The organism is Trebonia sp., assembly GCF_030042015.1.
GTDB lineage: Bacteria > Actinomycetota > Actinomycetes > Streptosporangiales > Streptosporangiaceae > Trebonia.
This window is the reverse complement of the sequence record NZ_JASIAL010000492.1, coordinates 1-10,123: the sequence shown is the minus strand read 5'-3', so window position 1 is coordinate 10,123 and position 10,123 is coordinate 1. Positions and strand designations below refer to the sequence as shown.

The window sequence follows — 10,123 nt, the reverse complement described above, 5'->3', positions numbered from 1 at the left end:
TGCGCTCGCGACCGCGCAGCAGGCGGCGAGGACGTAGCCCCACCGGGGGCCGAAGCCGGACAGCGTGAACCCCGCGGCGATCGCGCCGCACGCGACCCCGATGGAGAGCCCGGTGGACAGCCACGACATGGCCTCGGTGGTCCGCCCGGGCAGCGTCTGCGACTCGAGCACGCTGAACCCGGCGATCAGCGCCGGCGCGGCGGCCAGCCCGGACAGGAAGATCACGACCGTGAGCGTGAGCAGGCCAGGCATCGCCCAGAACGTGCTCACCCCGGCCGCGGACAGCCCGAGGGCCAGCGCGAGCCGCCGCGCCGCCGGGGCCTTCCAGGTCCGGGACCCGTACCACAGTCCGCCGGCCGCGCCGCCGAGGGCGTAGCAGGCGAGCACGAGCCCGCCGAACGCCTCGTGTCCCGCGTCGATGGCGAAGTCGACCGTGGACATGTCGATCGCGACGAACATCGCGCCTAGGCACAGGTAGACGGCGATGAGCACAGCCAGGATAGGCAGTGGCGCGAGCGCTGTCTTTCTCCCGGGGGGACGACGCCCCCGGTGACCCCGCCGTCTGGCGGAACGGGCGGGCTCGGTGTCCCGCTGCGATGCGAACCACAGCGATCCGGCCAGGCACGACAGCACCGCGACCGCCACGCCCGCGGCGGGGTGCAGTTCGGCGGCGAGCACGGTCACAATCGCCGGCCCGACCATGAAGCACAGCTCGTCGGCCGCCGACTCCAGGGAGAACGCCGTGTGCAGCCGCTGCGAGTCGGAAAGCAGCGCGCTCCACCGGGCGCGTACCATCGGGCCGAGCGCGGGCATGGTGGCGCCGCCGGCGATCCCCGCCAGGAACAGCGCCCAGTCCGAAGCGTCCAGCTGCACCGCGGCGACAAGCCCTGCCACGCTCGCCGCGAAGCCGGCCACCAGCGGCAGCAGGACCCGGCGCTGGCCGTGCGTGTCGGCGAGCCGGGCGACCCGCGGCGAGCAGGCCGCCGCGCCGAGTGAGCCCGCCGCGGACACGCTCCCCGCCAGCGCGAACCGGCCGGTCACCTCGGCGATGAGCAGCACGGCACCCAGGCCGTACATGGCCATCGGCATCCGCCCGATGAACGCCGCGGCTGAGAACCGCCACGCACCGCGGACATGGACGATCTCGGCGTAGGGCGCAAGCAACCCGCGCAGGCCGTAGCGCTCCCGAGTACCCGCCTGGCCAGCACCCGTCATCGCGTGCGTGACCTCATGTAACGCCATGATATCGGGCGGTAGCGAACGGCTTCCGCGCCGCCGCCCCCGGGTGCGCCGGCCGCGTACCGGACCGTGCCGCGTGCCTGGTTGGATAGGGGCATGCCCGTCTACGACGCGTTCCTGCTGCTGTCGTTCGGCGGCCCGGAGGGGCCCGACGACGTGCTGCCGTTCCTGCGGAATGTCACCCGTGGCCGCGGCGTGCCGGAGGAGCGGCTGGCCGCGGTGGCCGAGCACTACTACGCGGCAGGCGGGGTCAGCCCGATCAACGCCCAGTGCCGCCAGCTGCTCGCCGCGATCGGCGGCGCCTTCGCCGCCGCCGCCATCGACCTGCCGTTGTACTGGGGCAACCGCAACTGGCACCCGCTGCTCGAGGACACCGTGCGGCAGCTGGCCGACGACGGGGCGCGGCGCGTGATCGCGTTCGCGACCTCGGCGTACAGTTCCTACTCGGCGTGCAGGCAGTACCTGGACGACATCGACAGGGCGGTCGCGGCAGTCGGCCCGCGCGCTCCCCGCATCGACAAGATCCGCCCCTACTTCAACCATCCCGGGTTCATCGAGCCGTTCGCGGACAACGCCGGGGCAGCGCTGCGCACGCTGCCCGCCGGGCTCGCCGACGGCGCGCGCCTGGTGTTCACCGCGCACAGCGTTCCTGTCGGCATGGCCGCTGCCAGCGGCAGCGTCTGCGCGGACACCGCCCGTCCCGCGGTGGCCGGGGGCAGGTACGCCGCTGAGCTGTCCGAAGCCGCGAATCTTATCTCCGAACGCACGGGTGGCGGCTGCCTCGCCCACGATCTCGTCTACCAGAGCCGCAGCGGCCCGCCCGGCGTGCCCTGGCTCGAGCCGGACGTCTGCGAGCACGTGCGGACGCTGGCGAAGTGCGGCGTCCCCGCGGTCGTGGCCATCCCCGTCGGGTTCGTGAGCGACCACATGGAGGTCGTGCACGACCTCGGCATCGAGGCGGCGGAGACGGCGGCCTCGCTCGGCCTGGCGTTCGTCCGGGCCGCCGCCCCCGGGTCGTCGCCCCGGTTCGCGCGGATGGTGGCCGAACTGGTCCGGGAGCGAATGACCGGCGCGGAGCCGGTCGCGCTCGGGACGCTGGGTGCCGCGTCCGGGGCGTGCCCGGCCGACTGCTGCCGGTACACCCCGCCGTCCCGCCCGGCCCGGGCGACGCAGGCGCCGGCATGACCGTCCCCGCCCCAGGCAGCGCCGAACTGCTCGCGGTCGCCATCGACGCGGCGCGGGCGGCCGGGCGGCTGCTTGCCGCCCCGGGCGGCAGCGTGACGGTCGCCGCGACCAAATCCAGCCCCACCGACGTGGTCACCGAGATGGACCGCCAGGCGGAGGAGCTGATCCGCGCGCGCATCGGCGCGGCCCGGCCCGGCGACGCGATCCTGGGGGAGGAGGGCGGGCAGACCGGTGACGCGCCGGTGCGGTGGGTGATCGACCCGCTCGACGGCACCGTCAACTACCTGTACGGGCTGCCGGACTGGGCGGTGTCGATCGCCGCCGAAGTGTCCGGGGTGATCGTGGCGGGCGTCGTCAACGTGCCCGTGCGCGGCGAGCTGTTCGGCGCGACGCTGGGGGGCGGATCCTGGGTGCAGGCGGGCGGTGACGGCGCTGGCGACCGGGACGCGGCGGCGGTCCGGGTTCGGCTGCGCTGCCGGACCGGGGTGCCGCTGGCGCAGGCGCTGGTGGCGACCGGGTTCGGCTACGTGGCGGCGCGGCGCAAAGTACAGGGGGAGGTCGTGGCCGCGCTGCTGCCCCAGGTGCGCGACATCCGGCGCGCCGGGGTCGCCGCCGTGGACCTGTGCTCGGTGGCCGCCGGGCGGGTGGACGGCTACTATGAGCGAGGCCTGAACTACTGGGACTACGCGGCCGGGGGGCTGATCGCGGCAGAGGCCGGGGCGGTCGTCGGCGGGCTCAGGGGCGCGCCCGCGAGCACCTCGATGACGATCGCCGCCGGTCCTGAGCTGTTCGACGCCCTGGCCGCGGTCCTGGCCGGGCTGCACGCCGAGCGCGACGCGTTAGCCGGCGATCCGGTGACGGGGAGTTTTCCCGCATGGAATAGATGGGCGGTATGTGCGGTTTACAAGCGGCCAGACGATCCTGGCGGGACACGTTCGCGCCGGAGCGCCCGCTGCGTGCGAGCCGGTCCCGAACGTGGCAGAATTCCCCGCCGGAATCGGGCACAAGTAGGGCTTCCTGAGCGTTACATCCGCGCAGCGACCGCACCACAGCACCGCCTACGGAGGGGGATGGGTCATCACAATGGCTACCGACTATGACAGCCCGCGCAAGACCGACGACGACCTGACTGAGGACAGCCTCCAGGAGCTTCAGGCCCGCCGGATGGACAAGTCGTCGAGCACGATCGACCTTGACCCGGACGACGTCGCCGAGTCCCTTGAGTTGCCCGGCGCGGACCTGTCGAACGAGGAGCTGTCGTTCCGGGTGATCCCACGGCAGGCTGACGAGTTCACCTGTTCGCGTTGCTTCCTTGTGCACCACCGCAGCCAGCTTGCCGAAGACAGGAACGGTCAGCTTGTCTGCCGCGAGTGCGCAGCCTGATGACCTGGTCCCCGCGGGCGGGGCGCCCGCGGGGACGGTGACCGGCGTGACCAGTCAGCTCGACTCCGCCTGTCCCTCGTCAAGCGCCGGTCGCCGGACGGTCGCGCGGGTCACGAAAACACGCGCCGCCTCGATCGTCACGCCGGCGACGGCGGCCCAGATCAGCGCCTCAGCGACGCTGACGGACGGGTCCGACGCGTCGGTCGGCGGCTGCTTGCCCGTGACGCGGGTCCAGACGACCGCTATCACCTTCCTCGCGACGTAGACGGCGCCGGTCGTCGCCAGGGCAGCGACCATCTTTCCATTGGAGTCGCTGCGCTTCTTGCTCATTGATACCTCCTCGTCCCCGACGGCTCATCCCCGGCCGTGTGCGCCATCATCCCACGGTCTGCCGGCTGCGCTCGATCGCGCTCGCGAGTTCGGCCGGACGCCTGGTCGCGACCAGCCAGTACGGCACCCCGCCCGCCGGGTCCGCGAGCGCGATGTAGACGGCGCGCTTCAGGTAGGGCCGCAGCATCAGGTGGGCCGCGGGGTCCGCCCGCGGGCCGCGCAGCAGCGTGGCCTGCTTCTCATCAAGCGGCACCACGTCGCCGACCTGGCGCAGCAGCAGCGTGGCGTGCCCGGCCCGCAGCGTCCCGTTCGCCACCTCGATGCTCGTCCCGCCCCAGCTCAGCAGGAAGCCTGCCACGACGGCGGTGAACACGGCGTAGATCAGCGGCGGGATAAAGCCGCCGAAGCCGGCATAAAGCTCGGCACCGAGGATAACTATCGATGGAACGGCGAGCAGCCAGTAGCTAACGGGCACCCGCAGGTGCTCGCGGTAGGAACGCATGCACTACACGGTAGTTGGTTAGATGGAGTCATGATCGGCCGGGCGGCTAGGCGGGTGGCGAACGGCGTGGCCGGTGCCCGGGCAACGGGCGAGCCCGCCGCGAACGGCGCGGTACCGGGCGACGGGGCACCGGGCGACGCGCTGCCGCCGGGCAGCGCGCCGTCGGCCGGTGCGCCGCGCGTCGAGGTCCCGCGCTGGCTGCAGACGGCGGCCGCCTGGTCCTGGCGGCTGCTGCTGCTCGCCGTCGTGGTCTACATCGCGGCCTGGCTCGCCGCGCTGCTTTACCTCGTCGTCGTGCCATGCGCGGCCGCGATCCTGCTCGCCGCCCTGCTCCAGCCGCTGGCCGCCCGGCTGCGCCGCGCCGGGCTGGCGCCGCTGGCGGCGACCTGGTGCACGATGCTGGCGGCCATCGTCCTGCTCGCCGGCGCCGTCTGGCTGGTGACCGCCCGGGTCCAGGCCGAGTACCCGAACCTGGTCAGCCAGGTGAAGCACACGATCACCCAGGTCCAGGCCTGGCTGGCCGGGCCGCCGTTCCACCTGCACACCGGCAACCTGCAGAAGCTGTCCGACAGCGTGGTGAAGTACCTCAGCCAGCACAAGTCGCTGGTGGAGGGGACCGCGGTGACCGGCGCGCGCATCGTGGTCGAGGTCTTGGCCGGCGTCGTGCTCACGTTCTTCGTCTCGTTCTTCCTGATCAAGGACGGCGACCGGATCTGGGCGTGGCTGACGAGCAGGCTGGCGCCGGAGCGCAAGGCGCGGGCCGACCGGGCCGGGCGCGCGGCCTGGCAGGCCGTCGTGTACTACGTCCGCGGCACCGTCGCGGTGGCCGCGATCCACGCCACCGTGCTCGGGATCACGCTGTCGATCATGAACGCGCCGCTGGTCGCGCCGCTGGCGCTGTTCATGTTCCTCGCGGCTTTCGTCCCGCTGGTCGGCGTGCTCGCGGCGGGCGGGCTGGCGATCCTGGTGGTGCTCGCCACCAAGGGCTGGGTCTTCGCGCTCATCCTGCTCGGCATCCTGATCGTGATGAGCCAGCTGGAAGGGCACCTTCTGCAGCCGCAGGTCGTTGGAAAGATGGTGCGCCTGCATCCGCTCGCCGTCATCCTGGTGCTCGCGGTCGGTGGCGTGGTGGCCGGCATCGCCGGCGCCGTGGTGGCGGTGCCGATCACCGCGGCGGTGACGCGCGCGGTGCACGCGCTGCGCGACGAGGGCGCATAGTGCCGCAGTCTCGCGTAGCCTTCGGGTGGACGGCACACGGCGTCTGGGCAAGCTGACGAGCACGAGCGAAAGGCGCAGACGATGAGCCTTTCCGCGACTTCCGCGGACATGGCAGGCGCGGCCGGGCGGCATGTCGAGACCGGAGTCGACGTCCTGGTCACGCGCCTGGATCCTGGCGTGCCGCTGCCTGGGTACGCCAGGCCGGGGGACGCGGGCGCGGACCTGGCCGCCGCCGAAGACGTCGATCTGGCGCCCGGCGAGCGCGCCACGGTACGGACCGGGATCGCGATCGCGCTGCCCGCCGGGTATGCGGCGTTCGTGCACCCGCGGTCCGGCCTCGCGGCCACGCACGGCGTCACGCTGGTCAACGCGCCGGGCACGATCGACGCGGGATACCGTGGCGAGATAAAGGTGATCTTGCTGAACACCGATCCGGCCCGCCAGGTCTCTTTCCGGCGCGGGGACCGGATCGCCCAGCTCGTGGTGCAGCGGGTAGAGTACGCGACGTTCCGCGAGGTGGCGGCCCTGCCCGGGTCCGCCAGGGGCGAGGGTGGTTTCGGCTCGACCGGCGGTCTCGCGGGCCCGGCGCCCGCCGACGCGGCCGCCGCGGAATGAGGGAGGGATGCGCAGTGTTCGGTCGGCGACGTAGCGCTGGTGACCGCGACGTGGCCGCCCCGGCGGACCTGACGGCAGAGTTCGGCGAGGAGGTCGCGGGCGACGAGGACGGCACGGGCGGCCTCGCGCCGCGGGCGGCCGGCCCGTGGGACGCGGCTGAGCCGCACCCCGACACGCAGCGCGTCGACCTCGGCAGCCTGCGGGTCCCTGTGCTCCCCGGCCTGGACATCCAGCTGGTGTTCGCGGATCAGCACGGCGCCTGGGTGACCGTGCGGCAAGCGACGAGCGAGCTGCAGCTGCAGGCGTTCGCCGCGCCCAAGCGGGGCTCGCTGTGGGAGGACGTCCGCGCCGAAATCGCGGGCGAGATCAACGCCGCGGGCGGCACGAGCGCCGAGCGCCCCGGGCCGTTCGGCATCGAGGTGGTCGGCCGGGTTCCCGTCGAGCAGGGTCAGCCGCAGTCCGGCATGCGGCCCGTCAGGTTCACCGGCGTGGACGGCCCGCGGTGGTTCCTGCGCGGCCTGTTCACCGGCGCCGCGGCGGACGACCCGCGGGCGGCGGCCCCGCTCGAGGAGCTGATGCGCCAGGTCGTCGTGGTCCGCGGTGAGCACCCGGTGCCGCCGCGGGACCTGCTCGAGCTGCGGCTGCCGCCCGAGGCGGCCCAGGCGCTTGCCGAAGAGCAGGCCCGCGGCGGGCAGGACAACCGGTTCGCCACGCCGCCCAACCCGTTCGAGCGCGGCCCGGAATTCACGGAAACGCGCTGACGCCCGGTCGGCTAGTCCACGGAGAAGAGGCGTTCCAGGTCGCCTTCGACGTCCTCGGTCGTGACGAAGAACAGCTCGTCGCCGGGCTGCAGCGGGTCTTCCGGCTGCGGGACGAGCACCCGGCCCTCGCGCAGGATCGCGACGAGCGCGGCGTCGGCGGGCCACTCGATCGACCCGACCTGCTTGCCGGCCAGCGGCGCGTCCGCGGGCATCGTCAGCTCCACGAGGCTGGCCTCGCTGTGCCCGAACGTCATCAGCCGGACCAGGTCGCCCACGCTGACCGCCTCCTCGACCAGCGCCGACAGCAGCCTCGGGGTCGAGACGGCGACGTCGACACCCCACGACTCGTTGTACAGCCACTCGTTGCCCGGGTGGTTGACCCGCGCCACGACCCGCGGGACGCCGTACTCCGTCTTGGCAAGCAGCGCCACCACGAGGTTCACCTTGTCGTCGCCTGTGGCGGCGACGACCACGTTGCAGCGGTCAAGCGCCGCGTCGTCAAGCGAGCTGATCTCGCACGCGTCGGCCAGCAGCCATTCGGCACGCGGCACGCTGTCCACCTTGATCGCGCTCGGCTTCTGGTCGATGAGCAGCACCTCGTGGCCGTTCTCGAGCAGTTCGCGGGCGATGGACCTGCCCACCGCCCCGGCCCCGGCAATCGCGACCCGCATCAGTGACCGCCTCCTTCGCGCGTGGCGAACGCGATCGCGATCCGGTCAAGCTCGCTCTCCTTCGCGATGACGTGCACGACGTCACCCTGCTGGAGCACCGTTCCCGGCTGCGGCACGATCGCCTCGCCGAGCCGGTCGATGTAGGCGACGCGCGTGCCTGCCGACGCCTCAACGGACTTGACCGGTTCCCCGATCCACGCGGGGGACACGCTCACCTGGCTGAGGACGACCTTGCCGGTGGCGTCGCGCCACAGCGGTTCCGCGCCTTCAGGCATCAGCTTGCGGAGCATCTGGTCGGCCGTCCACCGCACGGTCGCGACCGTGGGGATGCCGAGCCGCTCGTAGACTTCGGCCCGCCGCGGGTCGTAGATCCGCGCCGCCACCTGGCGGACGCCGAACGTCTCGCGGGCGACCCGCGCGGCGATGATGTTGGAATTGTCGCCGCTGCTCACGGCGGCGAAGCCGTCCGCGCGCTCGATCCCCGCCCTGGTCAGCACGTCGCGGTCGAAGCCGATACCCGTCACCCGGTCGCCCTTGAACGCAGGGCGGAGCCTGCGGAAGGCCTCCGGATCGCGGTCGATCACCGCGACCGTGTTTCCCCGGTCCTCGAGGATGTGGGCTAGCGTCGAGCCGACCCGGCCGCAGCCCATGATCACGATATGCACGACCCGTCCCTTCGCGGTGTGTCATGCCCTGGCCAGCGCCCCGAACCGGGCACCTCGCCAAAGGTATGCCCTCACATGGGAGAATGCGACCCCGGAAACAGGGAATGAGGAGGCGTTGCCCAGTGGGCTTTCAGGTAGGCGAGGCCGTCGAAGTCGAGGTCGGTGACGTCGCGCAGGGTGGCTGGTGCGTTGCCAGGCCGTCCGGCCTTCCCGTGGTCTTCGTCCGGCACGCGTTGCCCGGCGAGCGGGTTGTTGCGCAGGTTACGGAGGTGACATCCCGGTTCGCGCGCGCGGACGCGGTCGAGATCCTCCTGCCGTCGCCGGACCGGGTGCCGGCGCCGTGCCCGTACGCGCATGCCGGCGGCTGCGGCGGCTGCGACTGGCAGCATGCCGCGCTGCCCGCGCAGCGTGCGCTCAAGGCAGCCGTGATCGGGCAGCACCTGCGGCGCCTCGCCGGCATCGACCGCGAGGTCACCGTCGAGCCGATGCCCGGCGACGAGGCCAGCGCCCGGTCAGCCGACGGGACCGGCGGCGGGCTGGGCTGGCGTACCCGCGTCCAGTTCGCGGTCCGCGCCGACGGCGTCGCCGGGCTGCGCGCTCACCGGTCGCACGAGGTGGTCGACATCGGCGACTGCCTCATCGCGCATCCCGGCATCAGGGGCCTGGGCATCCCGCGCCGGCGCTGGCCGGGCGTCGCAAGCGTGGAGGCGGTCGTGGGGAGCGCGGGCGAGCGCGGCGGGCATGCCGAGCGGACGGTGATCCTCACCCCGGCCGGCCATCAGGGAACTGGCGGCCGCCGCGGCGACGCGGAAGGCGGGGAGGGCGCGGGGAACGGCGGGGAGCGTGCGGGGCACGGGGGAGACGGCCGGGATCGTTCGGTGTATGCGGAAGAGCCGGGGGTGGCGGCCGTACCGGCGGACGCGGTGCTCAGCCGGTCACGGCATGGGCTGACCCCTGTCCGCGGGGGAGCCTATATCCGCCAGCGCGCGGTCGGCCGGGACTGGCGGGTCGGCGCGGGGACCTTCTGGCAGGCGCACCCCGCGGCGGCGGACACGCTCACCGCCGTGGTTCTCGCCGCGCTGGAGCCGAAGCCCGGGGACGCCGTGCTTGACCTGTACTGCGGCGCCGGGCTGTTCGCCGGGGCGATCGCGCCAGCGGTCGGCCCCGACGGTGCCGTGATCGGGATCGAGTCCGACGCCGGGGCGGTGCGGGACGCGCGACGGAACCTGCGGGACTGGCCGTGGGCGCGGGTGCATCGCGGCGACGTGGCGCAGGTGCTGCGCCGCGGGGGGCTTGCGACGGCCCGGCTCGTCGTGGCGGACCCGCCGCGGGCCGGGCTGGCCCGCGCGGTCGTCGGCTACCTGTCCGGCCAGAGCCGGGCCGAGCGCTTCGGGTACGTGTCCTGCGACCCCGCCACGCTGGCCCGCGACCTCGGGCTGCTGCTCGAGCGGGGCTGGACGCTGGCGGGGCTGCGCGCGTTCGACGCGTTCCCGATGACCCATCATGTGGAGTGCGTGGCTACGGTTGCCCGGTGACCCGCCGGAATCCGGCGCG

12 protein-coding genes are annotated in these 10,123 nt (G+C 73.3%); 7 read left to right on the top strand and 5 right to left on the bottom strand.

The genetic code is table 11. The features are described from left to right. Positions 1–1,242 (bottom strand): MFS transporter (locus Q1N79_RS26200; protein ID WP_300613495.1); only part of this gene is annotated, 1,242 nt, incomplete at its 3' end. A gap of 93 nt (positions 1,243–1,335) precedes the next feature. Between Q1N79_RS26200 and Q1N79_RS26195 the strand changes: the two genes are divergently transcribed. The 3 genes from Q1N79_RS26195 to Q1N79_RS26185 are packed head-to-tail and all read left to right on the top strand — an operon-like array spanning position 1,336 to position 3,807. Then, positions 1,336–2,424: a ferrochelatase gene (locus Q1N79_RS26195; protein WP_300613493.1), complete on the top strand. Its 1,089-nt coding sequence runs from the start codon at positions 1,336–1,338 to the stop codon at positions 2,422–2,424. After that, entirely contained in the window at positions 2,421–3,524 is a 1,104-nt protein-coding gene (locus tag Q1N79_RS26190; protein WP_367185144.1) for an inositol monophosphatase family protein, read from the top strand. Before Q1N79_RS26195 ends, Q1N79_RS26190 begins: the two co-directional genes overlap by 4 nt. Continuing rightward, positions 3,508–3,807, top strand: a complete 300-nt coding sequence (locus tag Q1N79_RS26185) for a DUF4193 domain-containing protein (RefSeq protein ID WP_300613490.1) — start codon at positions 3,508–3,510, stop codon at positions 3,805–3,807. The genes Q1N79_RS26190 and Q1N79_RS26185 overlap by 17 nt, the downstream gene beginning before the upstream one ends. A gap of 54 nt (positions 3,808–3,861) precedes the next feature. Here Q1N79_RS26185 and Q1N79_RS26180 read toward each other — a convergent pair whose 3' ends face one another. Then, entirely contained in the window at positions 3,862–4,137 is a 276-nt protein-coding gene (locus Q1N79_RS26180; RefSeq protein ID WP_300613488.1) for a DUF4235 domain-containing protein, read from the bottom strand. Positions 4,138–4,183: 46 nt separating this feature from the next. Further along, complete coding sequence (locus Q1N79_RS26175; RefSeq protein ID WP_300613486.1) at positions 4,184–4,639, bottom strand: DUF3093 domain-containing protein; 456 nt, start codon at positions 4,637–4,639, stop codon at positions 4,184–4,186. A 30-nt stretch (positions 4,640–4,669) separates the two neighbouring features. On the opposite strand from Q1N79_RS26175, the gene Q1N79_RS26170 reads away from it, so the two are divergent. From Q1N79_RS26170 to Q1N79_RS26160, 3 genes are all read left to right on the top strand, one after another. Continuing rightward, entirely contained in the window at positions 4,670–5,857 is a 1,188-nt protein-coding gene (locus Q1N79_RS26170; RefSeq protein WP_300613484.1) for an AI-2E family transporter, read from the top strand. A gap of 108 nt (positions 5,858–5,965) precedes the next feature. Next, a complete protein-coding gene (gene dut, locus Q1N79_RS26165) occupies positions 5,966–6,472 on the top strand; it encodes a dUTP diphosphatase (RefSeq protein ID WP_300613497.1) in 507 nt (168 codons plus the stop codon). A 14-nt stretch (positions 6,473–6,486) separates the two neighbouring features. Then, the gene (locus tag Q1N79_RS26160; protein ID WP_300613481.1) at positions 6,487–7,233 is read left to right on the top strand and encodes a DUF3710 domain-containing protein; all 747 of its coding nucleotides are present in this window, start codon (positions 6,487–6,489) and stop codon (positions 7,231–7,233) included. 11 nt (positions 7,234–7,244) lie between these two features. Here the strand turns inward: Q1N79_RS26160 and Q1N79_RS26155 are convergent, their stop codons facing one another. Beyond that, positions 7,245–7,904, bottom strand: coding sequence for a TrkA family potassium uptake protein (locus Q1N79_RS26155; RefSeq protein ID WP_300613479.1), 660 nt, complete (start codon positions 7,902–7,904; stop codon positions 7,245–7,247). After that, positions 7,904–8,569, bottom strand: a complete 666-nt coding sequence (locus Q1N79_RS26150; RefSeq protein WP_300613477.1) for a TrkA family potassium uptake protein — start codon at positions 8,567–8,569, stop codon at positions 7,904–7,906. Before Q1N79_RS26150 ends, Q1N79_RS26155 begins: the two co-directional genes overlap by 1 nt. A gap of 122 nt (positions 8,570–8,691) precedes the next feature. On the opposite strand from Q1N79_RS26150, the gene Q1N79_RS26145 reads away from it, so the two are divergent. Further along, entirely contained in the window at positions 8,692–10,104 is a 1,413-nt protein-coding gene (locus tag Q1N79_RS26145) for a class I SAM-dependent RNA methyltransferase (protein WP_300613475.1), read from the top strand. The last annotated feature ends 19 nt before the right edge of the window (positions 10,105–10,123 follow it).

What these genes read in the sequence shown, in the direction of transcription:
- Q1N79_RS26195 (WP_300613493.1), top strand. Translation starts at nt 1,336, where the DNA reads ATGCCCGTCTACGACGCGTTCCTGCTGCTGTCGTTCGGCGGCCCGGAG.
- Q1N79_RS26190 (WP_367185144.1), top strand. Translation starts at nt 2,421, where the DNA reads ATGACCGTCCCCGCCCCAGGCAGCGCCGAACTGCTCGCGGTCGCCATC.
- Q1N79_RS26185 (WP_300613490.1), top strand. Translation starts at nt 3,508, where the DNA reads ATGGCTACCGACTATGACAGCCCGCGCAAGACCGACGACGACCTGACT.
- Q1N79_RS26180 (WP_300613488.1), bottom strand. Translation starts at nt 4,137, where the DNA reads ATGAGCAAGAAGCGCAGCGACTCCAATGGAAAGATGGTCGCTGCCCTG.
- Q1N79_RS26175 (WP_300613486.1), bottom strand. Translation starts at nt 4,639, where the DNA reads ATGCGTTCCTACCGCGAGCACCTGCGGGTGCCCGTTAGCTACTGGCTG.
- Q1N79_RS26170 (WP_300613484.1), top strand. Translation starts at nt 4,670, where the DNA reads ATGATCGGCCGGGCGGCTAGGCGGGTGGCGAACGGCGTGGCCGGTGCC.
- dut (WP_300613497.1), top strand. Translation starts at nt 5,966, where the DNA reads ATGGCAGGCGCGGCCGGGCGGCATGTCGAGACCGGAGTCGACGTCCTG.
- Q1N79_RS26155 (WP_300613479.1), bottom strand. Translation starts at nt 7,904, where the DNA reads ATGCGGGTCGCGATTGCCGGGGCCGGGGCGGTGGGCAGGTCCATCGCC.